Here is a 16,770-nt window from a genome sequence, read left to right as displayed (position 1 = left end):
CCGCGGCCGCGTGAAAGGACTCGGTAAGGCACATGTGCCTCTGTCCGATGAGAACATGGCGGTGTCTGCGGCGATGGTTGCGGGGAAGAGTGCAGGGCGCTTGGTTGTAGGACAGGTTCGGGTTGATCCCAGATCGCTCTTTCAGGCTTACAAAGAAGCAGGGCTAACAGTGGCGGCTTGGATGCACGGACATTTTGATTCTCAATTGAACTTCTCGGCTCAAGATTTCACGCTTGTATGGGGTGCGTCATTTGAAACATTCTTGCTTAACAGGGAGGGTGAAGTTAGAGTTTTGACGAACGATCATCTTATGGATGCTTTCAAGAGAATTACGATAGGCAAGCGGCACTTGGGGATCCAGGGGCTTCAGCGTCAGTATTCGAGTGGAATTTCAGGTGACGAATCATGAAATTGATTTCAGCATTTGTTATATTGATGCTGGTCGCCGGATGCTCCTTGGCAAAGGGGAGGGGTGATCCGGAGGATTATCACCAGATACTTGATGCCTATTTTGACGAAAACAATGTATGCAATGCTGCGTGGGAGCCCATCGTTGACGAATGGGTAGCGCACGGCGGCAGCATCAGTGATGATATGGCCGCTACCCGGGATAGAGTCGTAGATGACCGGGCCACCCTGTTTGCGTCGCTCATCCGCGAGGTTTGGAAGAACGCAGCGGGAACGGATGGAGACCGGTCAAGCGCTTTCTCTGAAGTGCTTCTTTCCAGAAAGGTAGTGCCCGAGCGTTGTGCTTACCAGTTCTGGGTGCAAGGCGCTTTGATCGATACGCCAGGCGCCTTCGCTGCAGGTGCAATGACTGCAATCCAGCAAAGGCTGGGTATCGCAGACGACCGCTTGCGAACCGCTAGTTGGGCGATGTCCCAGTTGCTCATATCACCAGCCAATGCGCGGAAGTAGCTGTCAGCTTCGGATGGAAGGGTGCTCAGATGCGCAAGATGCAGTGCATTGGTGTAGTTGTGATCATGATGATTTCATGAGGTGCAAGCGGTGCTGGAGCCTGGAGCGTCTACTATATTGATGGAGTAAGAAAAGGCGGCGGAATGGTTGCGATCATTGATGCCGAATCAAGGTCATTGATCACCGTAGGCCATGGCGAAGAGCAGCCACCCATGGGGTGGCTCTACCGGCAGTGGGTCGCCTGCCCGTTGATCACGCGGTGCGCCGCAACCGCGCCAAGGCCAGATAGATCGCCGGCGTCGTATACAACGTCAGCCACTGGCTCACCAGCAACCCACCCACGATCGCAATCCCCAGCGGCTGGCGCATCTCCCAGCCGTCGCCGGTCGCCAGCATCAGCGGCAACGTGCCCAGCAATGCCGCCACGCTGGTCATCAGGATCGGCCGGAAGCGCAGTCGTGCCGCCTCGCAGATGGCGTCATACGACGACAACCCGCGCTCGCGTTCGGCCGACAGCGCGAAGTCGATCATCAGGATGGTGTTCTTCATCACCACGCCTACCAGCAGGAACAATCCCAGCAGCGAGATCAGGTTCAATTCGTTGCCGAACGCCATCAGCGCCAGCAGTGCGCCCACGCCGGCGGAGGGCAGGGTGGACAGGATCGCCAGCGGCTGCACGAAGCTTTCGTACAGCACGCCCAGCACCAGGTACACCGCCAGCATCGCGCCCCCGATCAGCCACAGCTGCCGCTCGCGCAGTTTTTCGAAGCCACCGGCCTCGCCACTCAGCTTGGCCTGGACATGGGTGGGCAGCATGATCCCGGCCATCGCGCGGTCCACGGCTTTCACCGCCTGGTCCAGGGTCACGCCGGGTGCGAGCGCGAACTCGATCCAGACCGAGGCGAACTGCTGGCTGTGGTAAATGCGGTCCGGTGGCTGTGACGGATACGAGCGGTGTGGTGATTGAGCGCACGGTCTATGGTGCGTATGGTGAAGTGATCAACCGGCCGTTGGCGGGAGGACCGGGGTACACCGGGCATGTGGAGGATGCCGAGACTGGGCTGAACTACATGCAGCAGAGGTACTACGAGGCGGAGGTTGGGCGGTTCTTGTCTGTTGATCCGGTGACGGCGTACAACAATCCGATTGGACAGTTCAATAGGTACAGGTACGCTGACAGTAATCCATATCGGTTTGTGGATCCAGATGGCAGGATGTCATCTATGATGGACCATCCTGGCATTGCGCAAAGCAGTGTGCAGGGCCTCAATCGCGAGGCTGGTAGCGAAGCCGCGAAGATGCCTGTTGCCATGTCCAAAAGCGTTGCGGCAGTTCCAGGCGAAAAGGGCGTCGTCGATCCAGCTGAGGCGGATGCGGTGGGAAAAATAAACGCATCCCTAGACAATGCAATGAAAAGAGTGGATCACACGAAAAATCCTGCAGTGATTAATGCATGGAATGAGGCTTCGTGGAAATGGGATCCGGGAAACTTGATATTCGTGCGAGAACCGAATACTGCCGCATTCGTCAATCCGGTTATGCCTACTGAAGTTGTGCTGGGGGCGAGGTTGGCTGCTTTTGCCAGTTATGGAGTGAAATTCAATTATCATAACATCTCATTCTTCAGCGACCGTGCGGCGCTAAACTTTGTGATTATGCACGAGTTTGGTCATGTGTGGACAGCTGGCAGGGGGGTGCCAGGATCCGATCGAGAGATAATGGCAAATAATTTCTCAATCGAAATGTTGTCTGCTTCGGATAGGAGGATGCTCAAATGCGCAAAATGCAGATAGTGGCCTTTGCCTTAATCATGATGATCTCGTGCGTCGCCGGCGCGGCGGGCGCTTGGACTGTCTATTATATTGATGGAATAAAAAAAGACGATGGGATGATGGCAATGATTGACATCGACGCGAAGTTCATAATCATGTCGAGCGATTCCTTTGTCCTGGATGATTGCGGTACTTTGCCGCCGTCTGTGGGTTGTATTAGCTCCAAGTACTTTACGTTCCATCATGATCCTCTTGTTGTTCTGGAAGTTGGTCGGCGTTGGACTTATAAATCATTTGGTTTTAGTGTCATTCGGAGGTGTGTTTTCAAATCGACGTCTGGCACTGTAAACGGGTTCGATATTGCATCTGAGCAGTTCTATGGGCGCTTGAATTTTTATGTAAGCTCGTCGCTTGATCTCCTGGGGTGGAGATTGAGTCACGATAAGGGGGGGGATCTATACCTAAGGGAGGGAGTCAAGCTTGGCTCTTGCGATCGGCCGGGGGGGCTCGTAAGCTCGCCCGATGGCTAGACATTCGATAAGTAGAACTTTCTGGCCTTATTAATCAGCCGGGTGTTACATGCGCAAACCAGAATTCACCAAGAAGCAGATCATCATGATCCGCAAGCACGGCAATGCCGGGCTAGCGGTGAAGGATCAATGTCGCCAAGCCGAAATCAGCACGGCGACGCATTATCAGTGAAGGAACAGTGCGGCAAGCTCATGAGCCGCGCCTTCGATGCAGGGACGCTGATGAGCTGCGGTGTCGGCGCGTTGTTGATGGTGCTCACGCGTTGACGTGGTCGAAGTAGTGGATTACACCCATGCTGACGCGCTGGGTCCCGGTGGCTTTGACGGAGGCGAGCTGTGCAGTGATTGAGCACGCCGTTTATGGGCCTTACGGTGAGGTGATCAACCGGCGTTGACAGGTGGGCCTGGTTAGACGGGGCATGTACAAGATGCCGATACTGGGCTGAACTAGATGCAGCAGCGGTACTACGAGTCGGAGGTTGGGCGGTTCTTGTCTGTTGATCCGGTGACGGCCTTTCAAGGCCCTATAGATCAATTCAATCGCTATCGATACGCCAACAACAACCCGTATTCGTTCACTGATCCTGATGGTCGATGTGGGACCCGTATCAAAGGCCATTCAGCCCCAAACTGCACGGCAATAGAGGTGAACCCCTCGGACGGTGGTGATGGGCGCAATGGTGGTTCCTCTGCGCGAGATCAGCGCTCACCGCGTGCTCCTGCCTTGCAGGGTTCGACAGGCGCGCCAACGTCAGACGGCAGGATTCCTGTGCCAGGTGTTGTGGGGTGGAAGACGGGTGAGTACGAGATTTCCATGACGCCGCAGCAGGTGGATTCGGCAGGGGGTGTTATAACTGGAGCTGCGGTTGTTGGCGGGGGTGCCATTGCGGTTCAGGCCGGGGCGCCGTATGTGGCCGCAGCCTCAGGCGGACTAATTGCTGGCACGAAGGGCGCCTGGAGAAATCTGTCTTTTGACGGCCCATCGCCGGGGGGCTTGCATGCTAATGGCAGGCTGCTTGGTGTTCGCTGGAAGGGCGGGCAATGGGGTGTTCGACTTGATCTTCACCCAATTAATAGTGGATCGACACCAATTCTACATATCAATTTCGGCCCCCCAGCACGCGGGGAGGCGGCGCATTTGATTCTGTTCGATCCGCGCTGGATCAAGAAGGGTGGGGAATGAGTACCGAAGATAGGAAGAGAAAAATCTCTGCATCTATTGCCGACCTAATCGAGAAGGAGCCAACGTCGAAAAGCGAGATGATCGATTGGTATGACAAAGCAAAGAAAGTTAAATCCTTGATGGAGCTTGACAGGGGGGATCTTCAAGTTCCGCACGCTCTTTGGCATTACCTGGATGATGCGGACATTCGTTTAAAAGATCAGCGGTATGCAGAGTCGCAAGTTCTGATGGTCAAGGAGGTCCTTCGTACTTGGATAAAGTGAAGGTATACGGCGCAGGCCTGCAACGGCTCCGCTTGCGGACCCCTCTCGGCAGAAGCGGTGGTGAACGCGTACTACGCCCCATCTGCACCCAACTTGGCTGTTCCCTCTGTAAGTTTCGGGGGCACGGTGACGGTGACCTGGCCATTGGTGTCCGGGGCTACCGCGTACAGCCTGGAGCAGAGTGCCAATGGTGCCGCTTGGACCGTGTAGGGTGGAATCGGCAACGGACAGGCGACAATACAAGGGCTGGCACGGGGAACGTATGCCTACCGCCTGCAGGCCTGCAATGGCGCTGGCTGCAGCGGCTACTCACCGGTGGTCAGCACCACGGTGATCCTGCGACCTGACACTGCGCCACAGTTGGCTGGCATCGGCATCAACAACTCCGGCAACTACACGGTGAGCTGGAGCGGTGTTGGCTGGGCGACCACGTACCGGTTGCAGGAGGCATTGCAGGGCGCTGGCTGGGGCACCATTCACGATGAGGGCGCGACCCAGCGAGCGCTGTACGGGCGACCGGAGGGCATGCATCAGTATCGCGTGGCCGCCTGTAACGAGGCGGGCTGCACCGATTGGTCCGGCACGATGCAGGTGCAGGTGCAGATGCCGCCACCAGTACCGTTGGGTCCCACCGTCTGGTATGAGCGACTGGCGGCCTCTCGCACCCGCTACAGCATCTTCTGGGGAGACGCCGGCATCTCTACGGGCTTCGAGGTGACGGGCCCAGCCAGTTGCATGACGTCGAGCGAGATGAGCTGCGTGATCGAGATCAACAAGGCGCCGAGCACTGTTCCATTCCAGGTCAGGGCCTGCAACGCTGCAGGTTGCTCGGCGTGGACCGATCCTGTCATTGCGGAGCCAATGCCATGAGCCGTGCCATTGATGCAGGGTCGTTGATGGGTTGGGTTGCGGGCGCACTGCTGCTGGTACTCGGCGTGGCGCCCCGCGTTGCCGCAGCCGAGGTGGTGGAGTACATCCACACCGACGCGCTGGGGTCGCCGGTGGCGGTGACCAATGCGAGCGGTGTGGTGATTGAGCGCACGGTCTATGGTGCGTATGGTGAAGTGATCAACCGGCCGTTGGCGGGAGGACCGGGGTACACCGGGCATGTGGAGGATGCCGAGACCGGGCTGAACTACATGCAGCAGCGGTATTACGAGCCTGGGGTTGGGCGGTTCCTATCGGTTGACCCTGTGACGGCGTACAGTAATCCTGTCGGACAGTTCAACAGTTATAGATATGGAAACGGAAATCCATATCGATTTATTGATCCCGATGGTCGTTCGGCTACAGATTTCAGGTCAATCGGGAGTCACATGGGACTCGGTGGGGCAGCAATGACCAATGTCCCGGGGATGGGGGTACGTCGGAAGATAATGCTAAGTCCCTTGTTAATGACGGGGTGAGGAAATTCACCAATGCGTCTGCTCAGTCGAGATATAACGCCGCGGTTGGTGTTGTGAAAAAAGTTATGCCGACGGTAAGGTCGATAAGTAGAAGGACTCCTGATGAATTCGCGAAAGTCTTTACGCGTGTTTTTCAGCCAGCATCGACTAGGCTTGGAGTTGAGTTTGGGGCTGACATCATTCAGAGGCTTGCGGGTTTTGGTATCGATGCGGTTGAGGTGGGGCACAGATTTAGAAGCTATGACGGCGTGGGTGGTGAAGTCTCTGGCTCGATCACCAATGGTGGATACAATGTCCACACGCATCCTCTTGAAGATATATCTGGATCCCTGCATGCTCCATTCTCAGAAGGTCATGTGAGATTCAATAAAATTCACAATAGCACTGGTTACGTTTCTAGCCCTTCAATGCGTATTTTTAAGAACGCACCGGGAAGTGGTGTTGAGGAGGTTCTTTGAAAAGTAGATGCACTGTCTTGCTCGTGATGGGTCTCTTGATTTCTTTCGCCTGTCTTTTGGTTTTGATCAAGAGTATGGTTCCGTCTGAGTGCCCTTGGAAGAAGTCTCAGCGGTGTGAAACTTCGTTCTCCAGAATTGCTTCGAATCCGGATAGGTATCTGGGCAGGAACATTTTCACGTACGGATACGTCGCAGTGTCTGAAGGGAATGTATATCTATATCGAAACGAAGCCGGTTACGTCGAGGGCGAGTATTTTGATCGGCTCTTCATCAATCTTGAAACCATTGAAAAGATAGCTGATGTTGAGAGGGGCCTTTACACATACACCTCAATTTCTGGTGTGATGTATGAAGATGTTCGAGGAAAGGAAGGGCCAGCAATTGGTGGGCTCGATGGAGTGATTCTCTTTGAGCCCGATGCTAGGGCCGGGGAGCGAGAGGGCTGGGATCGAGTTGGAATTCCGGTGACGAGAATTGATCAGAATGGAGATCCAAAGTGAGCGCTATTGGTGGCCGGCATTAGCTGAACTCGAGCACGCTTCTGGGATGGATGTCGGAGCGTCGAGCCCGGAGGCGGCGCAGCATCAATGGATGGCTACCGCTCTCATTCGCTATCGCGATGGTTGATGCTGGTGAGCACGGAAAAATCGCTTCGTTCGTCGCCGGCGTGCCTTTTGCCTGCGTGCTTCCAGCAGCTATTGCGCCGTTGCAGGGCTCCACGCGGGCGCTGGTCAACGTACTGCTTAAGCTGGGCTGCCATGAGTTCGTCTGCGTCGGAGCGGAGGCCCGGCATCTAGAGGACGCATTGGACGAGATTGTGGAGGATGCAGGCAGGATGGACGTGGTGACCACGGCGATTGAAGAGGCAAAGGAGGCTGCGGAGTACGTGCTGTTCGCTGTCGGGTGCCTGACGTCGCATGTGGTCTTGGTCGACGGCGAATGCGGCGTCTTCCCGGCGGAGCTTGTGAAGCTGGGGGCCGTACCCCGCAGCTCTGGCGGGAATGAGGAGGGGTTATGAGCACTTCCATCAGGTCAAAGATCGCTTCACTCACCTTCAGGGGGTTTGAGGTCTCGCCTCATGTGATAGAGGAGATGCTCAGTGTGAAAGCCAGTGAAACAGGCGAGCGGGGTACCCACGTGAGGGCGGGTGTTGCCGCGTTGCTGAAGCGTTCCTTTCCCAGGTTCTCGATTGAACTGGCACCAGACTGCAGGCTGGATCAAGCAGTTTCAGTACTGCTAGCCCACGCCGGTGGCTTGCAGCGCCTGAAATCCGTGCGGGACGTGGTCACGCCCGAATTTCTTGAGCTGGATATCACTTGGCCGGTCAAAGGGTCCGATGAGCAGGAGGGCAGCTTTCTACCTGTCGCCGTGCTCTCGGATCTGGCGAACCTCGAATGCTCCCTTTCATTCGGATTCATCTGACGCCGTAAGGACATCAGGCCGTTGCTACCCCCGCCGCATCCGCGCCAACGCCAGATAGATCGCCGGCGTCGTATACAACGTCAACCACTGGCTCACCAGCAACCCACCCACGATCGCGATCCCCAACGGCTGGCGCATCTCCCATCCTTCGCCGGTCGCCAGCATCAACGGCAACGTACCCAGCAACGCGGCCACACTGGTCATCAGGATCGGCCGGAAGCGCAGCCGTGCCGCTTCGGAGATGGCGTCGTACGAGGACAGCCCGCGCTCGCGTTCGGCCGACAGCGCGAAGTCGATCATCAAGATGGTGTTCTTCATCACCACGCCTACCAGCAGGAACAGCCCCAGCAGCGAGATCAGGTTCAACTCGTTGCCGAACGCCATCAGCGCCAGCAGTGCGCCCACGCCGGCCGAGGGCAGGGTGGACAGGATCGCCAGCGGCTGCACGAAGCTCTCGTACAGCACGCCCAGCACCAGGTACACCGCCAGCATCGCGCCGACGATCAGCCACAGCTGACGCTCGCGCAGTGTCTCGAAGCCACCGGCCTCGCCACTCAGCTTGGCCTGCACATGGGTGGGCAGCATGATGCCGGCCATCGCGCGGTCCACGGCTTTCACCGCCTGGTCCAGGGTCACGCCGGGTGCGAGCGCGAACTCGATCCAGACCGAGGCGAACTGCTGGCTGTGGTAAATGCGATCCGGCGCCATGCCGTAGGACCAGCTGGCGATCGACGACAGCGGCAGGCGCTGGCCGTCCTTGCCGATCACGTGGATCTGGTCGAGCGTGGACGGGTCCTGGGTGTAGCGGGGGTCCAGTTCCATCACCACGCGGTACTGGTTGAGCGTGTCGTACAGCGTGGCCACCTGGCGCTGGCTGAAGGCGTTGTTGAGCACCGAGGCGATCATGCGCATGTCCACACCGAGCCGGGCGGCGGCGTCGCGGTCGATGTCCAGCACCACCTGGCGCATGCCCTCGTCGCCCTTGGATTCCACGTCCACCAGTTCGGGCAGGGCACGCAGCGCGTCGGCCACCTTGGGCGCCCATTGCCGTAGGGGCTCCAGCTCGCCGGACAGCAGCTGGAACTCGTACTGGCCACTGTCGCCGCTGCCCTCCAGCTTGATGTCCTGGTCCACCCACAGGAACATGCCGCCGCCGGGAATCTTCGGCATGTTGGCGCGCAGGCGGTCGATCACCTGCTGGCTGGAGACCTTGCGCTCGGCCAGTGGCTTCATCTTGATCATGATGAAGGCGTTGTTGACCCCGCTGCGCCCGCCGATGTACCCGATGATGTCGCTGATGGCCGGGTCGGCCAGCAGCAGCTGGCGGTAGGCATCGATCTTGGGCTGCATCACCTGGAACGACAGCCCGTCGTCGCCGCGCGCGAAACCACGCAGCTGCGCGGTGTCCTGCTTGGGCACGATGCCCTTGGGCACCTGTTGGAACAGCCACACGTTCAGCCCGATCACCGCGCCGAACAGCAGCAGCGGAACGGCCAGCCAGCGCAGCATCTTCTCCAGGCTGGCCACGTAGCCGCCCCGCAGTCGCTCGAACAACGCCGTGCCGCCCCGCTGCAGCACGTTGCCGGTGCCGGGGCGCTCACGCCCGAGCAGGCGCGCGCACAGCATCGGGGTCAGGCTCAGCGAGACCAGCAGCGACACGCCCATCGCCGCCACCAGGGTCAGCGAGAACTCGCGGAACAGCTTCTCCACGAAGTCGTCCAGGAACAGGATCGACACGAACACCACCGCCAGGGCGATGTTCATCGACAACAGCGTGGCGCCCACTTCACCGGCACCGCGCAGGGCGGCGTCCATCGGCGAGGCGCCCTCTTCGCGATGGCGGGCGATGTTCTCCAGCACCACGATGGCATCGTCGACCACCAGCACCGCGGCCACGATCAGCGCCATCAGCGACAGCGTGTTGAGCGAGAAACCGAGCAGCGCGATGACCGCCAGTGCGCCCAGCAACGACACCGGAATGGCCAGGGTGGGCACCAGGGCGGCGCGCCAGTGGCCCAGGAAGGCCAGTACCACCAGCACCACCAGGGCGATGGCGAGCAGCAGGGTCAGTTCGGCCTCGTGCAGGGTGGCGCGGATCACCGGCGAGCGGTCCATCACCACCTGCATGTCGATACTGGCCGGCAGCAGCGCCTGCAGCGTGTCCATCTGCGCGTTGATGGCGTCGACGGTCTCGATGATGTTGGCGTCGGGCTGGCGGCTGACGATCAGCAGCACCGCCGGGCGTTGGTTGTGGAACCCGCTGGCATAGCGGTCCTCCACGCCCTCGCTGACCTGGGCCACGTCGCGCAGGTGCACCGGGCGGCCCTGGCGCATGGCGATGATCAGGTCGCGGTACTCGGCGGCGCTGCGCAGCTGCAGGCTGGCCTCCAGCTGCCATTGCCGGCTCTGGCTGGCCACGGTGCCCAGCGGCTTGAGCGCGTTGGCGGTGCGGATGGCCGCCGCGACATCATCGAGTGCGATGCGCTGCTGATTGAGCGCATTGGGATCCAGCGACACCCGCACCGCCGGCAGCGAACTGCCGCCGACCTGCACTTCGCCCACGCCCGGAATCTGCGCCAGCTTCTGCGCGATCACCGTGGAGGCCACGTCGAAGATCTGCCCGGGCGAGAGACTGTCCGAGCTCAGTGCCAGTGCCAGGATCGGTGCCTGCGAAGGATTGACCTTGTTGTACTGGGGCATGCCCGGCATACCGCTGGGCAGCTGCGCGCGGGCGGCGTTGATCGCCGCCTGTACGTCGCGCGCGGCGCTGTCCACATCGCGGCCCAGTTCGAACTGCAGCTCGATCTGGGTGGAGCCCTGGGTGCTGGCCGAGTCGATCCGGCTCAACCCCGGTATCGTGCCCAGCGCGCGTTCCAGCGGCGTGGCCACGTTGGCCGCCATCGATTCGGGGCTGGCCCCGGGCAGGCTGGCGCTGACGTTGATGGCCGGGTAGTCCACCTGCGGCAGCGGTGCCACCGGCAGCAGCCGCAGGCCCAGCAGGCCGGCCAGCACCACCGCCACCGACAGCAGCAGGGTCGCCACCGGGTGCCGCACGAACCAGCCGATCGCGCGCGCCAGCGGGCTCATGCGTGGGCCTCGGCCGCATCGTCCGCGCCCTCGGCGGGGCGCCGGCGGAAGCGGTCGAAGAACAGGTAGATCACCGGCGTGGTGAACAGGGTGAGCACCTGGCTGACGATCAGCCCGCCCACCATCACCACGCCCAGCGGCTGCCGCAGCTCCGCGCCCGAGCCGCTGGCGAACATCAGCGGAATGGCGCCGAACAGCGCGGCCAGCGTGGTCATCAGGATCGGGCGGAAGCGCAGCAGCGCGGCCTGGTGGATCGCCTGGCGCGGGGCCAGGCCGAACTCACGCTCGGCCTCCAGCGCGAAGTCGATCATCATGATCGCGTTCTTCTTCACCAGCCCGATCAGCAGCACGATGCCGATCACCGCGATCAGGTCCAGGCTGCGCCCGCTCAGCAGCAGCGCCAGCAGCGCGCCCACCGTGGCCGAGGGCAGGGTGGAGAGGATGGTGATGGGGTGGATGAAACTCTCATACAGCACGCCCAGCACCAGGTACATCACCACCACCGCGGCCAGCACCAGCCACAGCGTGCTCGACAGCGACGCGCGGAACGCATCGGCCGCGCCCTGCAGGCGCAGCTCCACCCCGGTGGGCAGGCCGATCGCCGCACGCGCACCTTCAATGGCCTGCACCGCTTCGCCCAGCGACGCACCGCGTGGCAGGTTGAACGAGAATGTCACCGCCGGGAACTGGCCCACGTGGTTGATCAACAGATGCGCCGGCCGCTGCTCGATGCGCGCGATGCCATTCAACGGCACCTGCTTGCCGTCCGGCCCGGCCACGTGCAGGCGCGCGATGGCGTCCGGCCCGAAGGCCGCGTCGGGGCGCGCTTCCAGCACCACGCGGTACTGGTTGGCCTGGGTGAAGATGGTGGAGATCTGGCGCTGGCCGAACGCGTCGTACAGCGCATCGGCCACCGCGTCCACGCTGATGCCAAGGCGTGCGGCGGCCACGCGGTCGATCAGTACGTGTGCCTGCAGGCCCTGGTCCTGCAGGTCGCTGGCCACGTCGGCCAAGGCTGCGGACTGCCGCAGGTGGGCCAGCAACCGGGGCGTCCACTGCGCGAGCTGGTCGCTGTCGGGGCTGGTCAGGGTGAACTGGTATTGGGTGCGGCTGATCCGGTCCTCGATGCCCAGTTCCTGCACCGGCTGCAGGTACAGCGTGATGCCGGGCACGTGCGCCACCCGCTGCTGCAGGCGCGCGATGATCGCCTGCGCGTCGCTGCTGCGCTGCGCGTGTGGTTTCAGTTCGATCAGCAACCGGCCACTGTTGAGCGTGGCGTTGTTGCCGTCCACACCGATGAACGAGGACAGGCTGGCCACGTCCTCGTCCTCCAGCAGCGCCGCCGCAAGCGCCTGCTGGCGCTGCGCCATGGCCTGGAACGAGATCGACTGCGGCGCTTCGCTGATGCCCTGGATCAGGCCAGCGTCCTGCACCGGAAAGAACCCCTTGGGCACCCACACGTACAGCGCGGCGGTGAGCAGCAGGGTGGCCACGGTGGCGCCCAGCATCAGCGGTTGGCGCTCCAGTACCCAACGCAGCTGGCGGTCGTAGATCGCCACCACGCGGTCGAACGGGTCGCCCTGCTGCGCCGATTCCTGGCCGTCGGCGTCGCGGCGGGTGGCATGCCCGGCCTTGAGCAGGCGCGCGCACATCATCGGGGTCAGCGTCAGTGACACCAGCAGCGAGATGCCGATCGCCACCGCCAGGGTGATCGCGAACTCATGGAACAGCTTGCCCACCACGTCGGCCATGAACAGCAGCGGGATCAGCACCGCGATCAGCGACAGGGTCAGCGAGATCAGGGTGAAGCCGATCTGCCGGGCGCCCTTCAGTGCCGCCTGCATCGGCGTGGCCCCGCGCTCCAGGTGGCGGGCGATGTTTTCCAGCATCACGATCGCATCGTCGACCACGAAGCCGGTGGCGATGGTGAGTGCCATCAGGGTGAGGTTGTTGAGTGAGAACCCCGCCAGCAGCATCACCCCGAAGGTGCCCACCAGCGACAGCGGCACCGCGATGCTGGGAATGATGGTGGCCGGAATGTTGCGAAGAAACACGAAGGTGACCATCACCACCAGCGCGATGGCGATCAGCAGTTCGTGCTGGACGCCGCGGATGGAAGCGCGGATCGATTCGGTACGGTCGCTCAGCACCGCCACGTCCACGCCCTTGGGCAGCGATGCCTGCAGCTGCGGCAGCAGCGCCCGCACCTGGTCCACCACGGCGATCACGTTGGCACCGGGCTGGCGCTGGATGTTGATCAGCACCGCCGGCGTGGTGCCCGACCACGCGGCCAGCTGGCGGTTTTCCGCACCGTCTTCGATCGTGGCCACGTCGCCCAGGCGCAGCGGCGCGCCGTCCTTGTAGGCCAGGATCAGCGCCTGGTACTCGGCCACCGAGCGCATCTGGTCGTTGGCATCGAGCATGATCGCGCGGGTGGGGCCGTCGAAGCTGCCCTTGGGCATGTTGACGTTGGCCGCGCCGATCGCGGTGCGGATACTGGCCATGCTCAGCCCGTTGGCGGCGAGCGCCGACGGGTTCACCTGGATGCGCACCGCCGGGCGCTGCCCGCCGGCCAGGCTCACCAGGCCCACGCCCGGCAGCTGCGACAGGCGCTGGGCCATGCGCGTATCCACCAGGTCGTGCACCTGCGGCAGCGACAGCCCCTGCGAGGTCACCGCCAGGGTCAGGATCGGGGTGTCGGCCGGGTTGACCTTGCGGTACACCGGCGGCACCGGCAGGTCGTCGGGCAGGAAGCTGTCGGCGGCGTTGATGGCGGCCTGCACTTCCTGCTCGGCCACGCCCAGGGCGACCTCCAGCGAGAACTGCAGGGTGATCACCGAGGCGCCGCCCGAGCTGGTGGAGGACATCTGCTTCAGCCCGGGAATTTGGCCGAGCTGGCGCTCCAGCGGCGCGGTCACCGCACTGGTGGTCACCCCCGGGCTGGCACCGGGATACAGCGTGGTGACCTGGATGATCGGGTAGTCCACCTGCGGCAGCGCCGCCACCGGCAGCAGCCGGTAGGCCAGGATGCCGGACAGCAGCAGCGCCACCATCAGCAGCGTGGTGGCGACCGGGCGCTCGATGAAGGGCCGCGAGAGGTTCATGCGCCGGTCCGCGGCGCGTCCACCTGTGTTGCCGGCGTGGGCACCACCTCTACCGGCGCGCCTTCGCGCAGGCCGTCGATGCCTTCCACCACCACCCGCTCGCCGGCCTTGAGGCCTTCGCGCACCGAGACGCGCTCGCCATCGGCCGGGCCCAGCACCACGTTGCGCAGGTGCGAGGTGTTGTCCGGCGCGATCACGTACACATAGCTGCCCTTGCTGCCGAACTGCACGGCGGCGTTGGGAATCACCACCGCATCGGCACTGCTCACCTGCAGGCGGATGTTGACGAACTGGTTGGGGAACAGCGCCTCGTCGGCATTGGCGAACTGCGCGCGCAGCTTCAGCGTGCCGGTGGCGGTGTCGATGCGGTTGTCCAGGCTGGACAGCACGCCGCTGCCGAGCGCCTGGCGCTCTTCGCGATCCCAGGCTTCCACCGTGAGCTCGGGCGTGGCGCGCACGGCGGCCACCACGGCCGGCAGGTCCGGCTCGGGCACGGTGAACAACACGCTGATCGGCGTGGTCTGGGTGATGGTGGCCAGCGGCTCGGTATCGCCACTGCGCACCAGGTTGCCCACGTCCACGTTGCGCAGGCCCATGCGCCCGGCCACCGGCGCGGTGATGCGGGTGTACTGCAGCTGCAGGCGGGCTTCATCCACCGCGGCCTGGTCGGTCTGCCGACGGCCCTGCAGCTGGCGCACCTTGCTCTGCTGGTCGCTCAGGTCCTGGGCAGAGACGAAGTGCTTGGCCTGCAGTTCGCTGTAGCGCTTGAGCTGGGTCTGCGCGTTGTCCAGTTCGGCCAGGTTCTGCTGCTGGGTGCCCAGCGCACGCGCCAACGCCACCTGGTAGGGGCGCGGGTCGATCTCGGCGATCAGATCACCGGCCTTGACGTGCTCGCCCTCGCGGAACGACAGCCGCAGCAGTTCGCCGTCCACGCGGCTGCGCAGGCTGACCGTATGCAACGGCGTGACCGTGCCCAGCGCCTTCAGCCGCACCACCAGGTCTTCGCGCACCACGGTGGCCACGCGCACCGGCGTGGCGGTGCTCGCGGGGGCGGCTTCGGCGGCCGGCGCGGGCGACAACACGCGCCAGGCGATCACGGCGGCGGCCAGCACGGCCACGACCAACAGCGGTTTGAACAGACGACGGGAACGCGGGGGGAGCGGGGCAGACATGGGGCATCCTGCGCGTGCGCCACACGGCGAACGCGTCCATGGTTTACCGGCCCGTGGGGGCAGGCGAGGCGAAGTGGGGTTGTCTGGCGGGGCCGCTGGTCGAATGCCGCAGCGTGGCTGGATACCGACCCGGGAGGGGCGGGGGCGTCATGGTACCGCGTGTGGGTGCCTGCACTCACATGACCTTGGTCATGGAGCGGGGACGGTCGGGTGCTACCGGTGCATTGAACGGTCCGTTCAATGCACCTCGTCGCGGTAGACGAACTTGGGCATTTCCCATTTGAAGTGGATCGCCAGCAGGCGCAGCAGGAAGCCGCCGCCCAGGCACCACAGCGTGGCGGCGTTGATCGAGACGCCCAGCTCCAGCAGGCCCAGGTAGGCCGCGCCGGTGAACAGCGTGATCACCGCATACAGTTCCTTCTGGAAGATCAGCGGCACCTCGTTGCACAGCACGTCGCGCAGCACGCCACCGAAGGCGCCGGTCAGCATGCCCGAGATCAGCACGATCGGCGCGGCGTGGCCGGCATCGCGCGCCACCGCGCAGCCGATCAGGGTGAAACAGATCAGCCCCAGCCCATCCAGCACCAGGAAGGTGCGGCGGAAGTGGTGCATCCAGCGCGCCACCCAGGTGGCGATCAACGCCGCGCAGATGGTGAAGCCCAGGTACTCGGGGTGCTTCACCCAGCCCAGCGGATAGTGGCCCAGCACGATGTCGCGCAGCGAACCACCGCCCAGCGCGGTGACGCAGGCAATGATGACCACGCCGAACAGGTCCATGCGCCGCCGTCCGGCGGACAGCGCGCCGGTCATGGCTTCGGCGGAAATGGCGATGAGGTAGATCAGGGAGAGCAGCATGGGGGAGGCTCCGGGCACGTCAGGCGGGGACGGAAGCACGCACATCGCACGCCAGCGCGGGGCACTGTCGTGAGGGTGGGATTCCGTTGCCGCTCCCGCTGTCCTTTTGCCTGAGAGTTCGGTGGCCAAGGCCACGTGCCCCTTCGGCGGGTCATTGAAGACCTCTCTCCAGATCGGCGTGCTGGATGCATGGTTGGTGGCGTTCCGAGCCACCGGCCTGAGCGATTATGGGAGCCTGCGCCTTCGGCGGGTGCCAACGTGGCACCTCTCTCCTGCATCCGGGGCGGATTCTAGCAGCCGCCGGGCGCTCTCCGGTGGATAATCCCGGTATGCCCGCTGAACCCGCCCCCTGGTACGTGTACCTGCTGGAATGCCGCAACGGCAGTTACTACGCCGGCATCAGCAACGATGTGGACGCCCGCTTCCAGGCCCATCTGGCCGGCAAGGGCGCCAAGTACACGCGCGCCCACCCGCCGGTGAAGCTGCTGGCCATGCGCGCCTACCCGGACCGGGCAACCGCCTCCAAGGCCGAATGGCAGCTCAAGCGGCAACCGCGGGCGCGCAAGCTTGCGTGGCTGCAGGCCACCCCGTAGCGCCGGG

18 protein-coding genes and 2 riboswitches are annotated in these 16,770 nt (G+C 62.8%); of the genes, 13 read left to right on the top strand and 5 right to left on the bottom strand.

Annotated features, from left to right (window positions below; genetic code table 11):
• Positions 1 to 10: 10 nt before the first annotated feature.
• Both ABIA71_RS08910 and ABIA71_RS08905 read left to right on the top strand, forming a co-directional pair.
• A complete protein-coding gene (locus tag ABIA71_RS08910; protein ID WP_354284868.1) occupies positions 11 to 409 on the top strand; it encodes a hypothetical protein in 399 nt (132 codons plus the stop codon).
• A complete protein-coding gene (locus ABIA71_RS08905) occupies positions 406 to 918 on the top strand; it encodes a hypothetical protein (protein WP_354284866.1) in 513 nt (170 codons plus the stop codon). The genes ABIA71_RS08910 and ABIA71_RS08905 overlap by 4 nt, the downstream gene beginning before the upstream one ends.
• A gap of 252 nt (positions 919 to 1,170) precedes the next feature.
• Here ABIA71_RS08905 and ABIA71_RS08900 read toward each other — a convergent pair whose 3' ends face one another.
• A complete protein-coding gene (locus tag ABIA71_RS08900; RefSeq protein ID WP_354284996.1) occupies positions 1,171 to 1,809 on the bottom strand; it encodes an efflux RND transporter permease subunit in 639 nt (212 codons plus the stop codon).
• Positions 1,810 to 1,850: 41 nt separating this feature from the next.
• Between ABIA71_RS08900 and ABIA71_RS08895 the strand changes: the two genes are divergently transcribed.
• From ABIA71_RS08895 to ABIA71_RS08850, 10 genes are all read left to right on the top strand, one after another.
• Positions 1,851 to 2,711, top strand: coding sequence for an RHS repeat domain-containing protein (locus tag ABIA71_RS08895; protein ID WP_354284864.1), 861 nt, complete (start codon positions 1,851 to 1,853; stop codon positions 2,709 to 2,711).
• 558 nt (positions 2,712 to 3,269) lie between these two features.
• On the top strand, positions 3,270 to 3,392 hold the full coding sequence (locus ABIA71_RS08890) for a hypothetical protein (RefSeq protein ID WP_354284862.1): 123 nt from the start codon (positions 3,270 to 3,272) through the stop codon (positions 3,390 to 3,392).
• A gap of 279 nt (positions 3,393 to 3,671) precedes the next feature.
• Positions 3,672 to 4,403 carry an RHS repeat-associated core domain-containing protein gene (locus ABIA71_RS08885; protein ID WP_354284860.1) on the top strand — a complete coding sequence of 244 codons (732 nt, stop codon included), beginning with the start codon at positions 3,672 to 3,674 and terminating at the stop codon, positions 4,401 to 4,403.
• Entirely contained in the window at positions 4,400 to 4,666 is a 267-nt protein-coding gene (locus tag ABIA71_RS08880; protein WP_354284858.1) for a hypothetical protein, read from the top strand. Before ABIA71_RS08885 ends, ABIA71_RS08880 begins: the two co-directional genes overlap by 4 nt.
• A gap of 315 nt (positions 4,667 to 4,981) precedes the next feature.
• On the top strand, positions 4,982 to 5,536 hold the full coding sequence (locus tag ABIA71_RS08875; RefSeq protein ID WP_354284856.1) for a hypothetical protein: 555 nt from the start codon (positions 4,982 to 4,984) through the stop codon (positions 5,534 to 5,536).
• A complete protein-coding gene (locus ABIA71_RS08870) occupies positions 5,533 to 6,072 on the top strand; it encodes an RHS repeat-associated core domain-containing protein (RefSeq protein ID WP_354284854.1) in 540 nt (179 codons plus the stop codon). Before ABIA71_RS08875 ends, ABIA71_RS08870 begins: the two co-directional genes overlap by 4 nt.
• Entirely contained in the window at positions 6,069 to 6,530 is a 462-nt protein-coding gene (locus ABIA71_RS08865) for a hypothetical protein (RefSeq protein ID WP_354284852.1), read from the top strand. Before ABIA71_RS08870 ends, ABIA71_RS08865 begins: the two co-directional genes overlap by 4 nt.
• A gap of 194 nt (positions 6,531 to 6,724) precedes the next feature.
• A complete protein-coding gene (locus ABIA71_RS08860; protein ID WP_354284850.1) occupies positions 6,725 to 7,030 on the top strand; it encodes a hypothetical protein in 306 nt (101 codons plus the stop codon).
• A gap of 119 nt (positions 7,031 to 7,149) precedes the next feature.
• Complete coding sequence (locus ABIA71_RS08855) at positions 7,150 to 7,548, top strand: hypothetical protein (protein ID WP_354284848.1); 399 nt, start codon at positions 7,150 to 7,152, stop codon at positions 7,546 to 7,548.
• A complete protein-coding gene (locus tag ABIA71_RS08850; RefSeq protein ID WP_354284846.1) occupies positions 7,545 to 7,952 on the top strand; it encodes a hypothetical protein in 408 nt (135 codons plus the stop codon). The genes ABIA71_RS08855 and ABIA71_RS08850 overlap by 4 nt, the downstream gene beginning before the upstream one ends.
• Positions 7,953 to 7,976: 24 nt before the next feature.
• Here ABIA71_RS08850 and ABIA71_RS08845 read toward each other — a convergent pair whose 3' ends face one another.
• The 4 genes from ABIA71_RS08845 to ABIA71_RS08830 form a co-directional block, all read right to left on the bottom strand.
• Positions 7,977 to 11,039: an efflux RND transporter permease subunit gene (locus ABIA71_RS08845; protein ID WP_354284844.1), complete on the bottom strand. Its 3,063-nt coding sequence runs from the start codon at positions 11,037 to 11,039 to the stop codon at positions 7,977 to 7,979.
• Positions 11,036 to 14,143, bottom strand: a complete 3,108-nt coding sequence (locus tag ABIA71_RS08840) for an MdtB/MuxB family multidrug efflux RND transporter permease subunit (RefSeq protein WP_354284842.1) — start codon at positions 14,141 to 14,143, stop codon at positions 11,036 to 11,038. The genes ABIA71_RS08845 and ABIA71_RS08840 overlap by 4 nt, the downstream gene beginning before the upstream one ends.
• Entirely contained in the window at positions 14,140 to 15,315 is a 1,176-nt protein-coding gene (locus ABIA71_RS08835; RefSeq protein ID WP_354284840.1) for an MdtA/MuxA family multidrug efflux RND transporter periplasmic adaptor subunit, read from the bottom strand. Before ABIA71_RS08835 ends, ABIA71_RS08840 begins: the two co-directional genes overlap by 4 nt.
• 237 nt (positions 15,316 to 15,552) lie before the next feature.
• The gene (locus ABIA71_RS08830) at positions 15,553 to 16,170 is read right to left on the bottom strand and encodes a trimeric intracellular cation channel family protein (protein ID WP_038685940.1); all 618 of its coding nucleotides are present in this window, start codon (positions 16,168 to 16,170) and stop codon (positions 15,553 to 15,555) included.
• A gap of 90 nt (positions 16,171 to 16,260) precedes the next feature.
• A riboswitch (glycine riboswitch) is annotated at positions 16,261 to 16,352 on the bottom strand.
• A gap of 8 nt (positions 16,353 to 16,360) precedes the next feature.
• A riboswitch (glycine riboswitch) is annotated at positions 16,361 to 16,455 on the bottom strand.
• Positions 16,456 to 16,499: 44 nt separating this feature from the next.
• Here ABIA71_RS08830 and ABIA71_RS08825 point away from each other — a divergent pair.
• Entirely contained in the window at positions 16,500 to 16,763 is a 264-nt protein-coding gene (locus ABIA71_RS08825) for a GIY-YIG nuclease family protein (RefSeq protein ID WP_128097542.1), read from the top strand.
• The last annotated feature ends 7 nt before the right edge of the window (positions 16,764 to 16,770 follow it).

Source organism: Stenotrophomonas sp. 2619, assembly GCF_040548725.1.
Classification (GTDB): domain Bacteria; phylum Pseudomonadota; class Gammaproteobacteria; order Xanthomonadales; family Xanthomonadaceae; genus Stenotrophomonas; species Stenotrophomonas maltophilia_AP.
The sequence above is the reverse complement of the archived record's forward strand: the minus strand, read 5'-3'. Positions and strand labels throughout refer to the sequence as shown.